The sequence below is a fragment of the Streptomyces sp. NPDC030809 genome, from assembly GCF_055572195.1.
Map to the genome: position 1 here is coordinate 1 of NZ_JBVIDV010000057.1, position 1,397 is coordinate 1,397.

Genomic DNA, 1,397 nt, shown 5'->3' on the forward strand with positions numbered 1-1,397 from the left:
GCGGTCCTGCAATGGGGCCGCTGGCCTCCGGGCTCGGTATGACTGTGTCCCCTCTGTCGAAGGCATGACCTGGGGGGTGGTGTCGCCGGGTTCGTGGGGTGCCGTCGGAGACGCTGATGAGAGACCCGGCCACCGCCCGGCCCGGCGCAATGCCGAGCACAGAAGCGGGCGGCAGGTCTGCATAACGTGGATGCGCGAGCACGGTGCCACCGCCGAGGCCGGCACGGTCAACACCTGCGGAAGGGTGCAATGTTAGACACCGAAGGCATAGGCGTCTTCCTCGGGCTGGACGTCGGCAAGACCGCCCACCACGGTCACGGGCTGACACCGGCCAGGAAGAAGGTCTTCGACAAGCCGATGCCCAACAGCGAGCCGAAGCTGCGGGCCGTCTTCGACAAACTCAAGGCCAAGTTCGGCACTGTCCTGGTGATCGTGGACCAGCCCGCCTCGATCGGCGCCCTGCCCCTGACCGTCGCCCGCGACGCAGGCTGCGAGGTCGCCTACCTACCCGGACTCGCCATGCGACGGATCGCCGACCTCTACCCGGGCGAGGCGAAAACGGACGCGAAGGACGCGGCGGTCATCGCGGACGCCGCCCGGACGATGCCCCACACTCTGCGGTCGCTGGAGCTGACCGACGAGATCACCGCCGAGGTCACGGTGGTGACCGGCTTCGACCAGGACCTCGCGGCCGAGACCACCCGCACCTCCAACCGGATCCGCGGGCTGCTGACCCAGTTCCACCCCAGCCTCGAGCGGGTGCTGGGCCCGCGCCTGGACCACCCTGCCGTCACCTGGCTCCTCGAGCGCTACGGATCCCCGGCCGCACTACGGAAGGCCGGCCGTCGCAGACTCGTCGAGGTGATCCGGCCCAAGGCCCCGCGCATGGCCGCCCGGCTGATCGACGACGTCTTCGACGCCCTCGACGAGCAGACCGTCGTGGTCCCGGGAACGGGCACCCTCGACGTGGTCATCCCGTTACTGGCCCGCTCGCTGGCCGCGGTCCACGACCAGCGCCGGGCCCTGGAAGCCCAGATCAACAGCCTGCTGGAGGCCCACCCTCTTCACCAGGTCCTGACTTCGATGCCGGGAGTCGGAGTCAGGACCGCCGCCATCCTGCTGGTCACCGTCGGCGACGGCACCGGCTTCCCCAGCGCCGCCCACCTCGCCTCCTACGCCGGCCTCGCCCCCACGACCAGGTCGTCGGGAACCTCGATTCATGGTGAGCACGCACCACGAGGCGGAAACCGGCAGCTCAAACGCGCAATGTTCCTCTCCGCCTTCGCCTGCATGAACGCCGACCCGGCCTCCCGCACCTACTACGACCGACAACGAGCCCGCGGCAAAACCCACACCCAGGCCCTCCTCCGACTCGCCCGCCAACGCATCAGCGTCCT

Annotated in this window: 1 protein-coding gene; it reads left to right on the forward strand. The window is 69.6% G+C overall.

Annotation, left to right across the window (positions count from 1 at the left end; genetic code table 11):
• Positions 1-249: 249 nt before the first annotated feature.
• Positions 250-1,397 (forward strand): IS110 family RNA-guided transposase (locus tag ACZ407_RS34895; protein WP_468135568.1); only part of this gene is annotated, 1,148 nt, incomplete at its 3' end.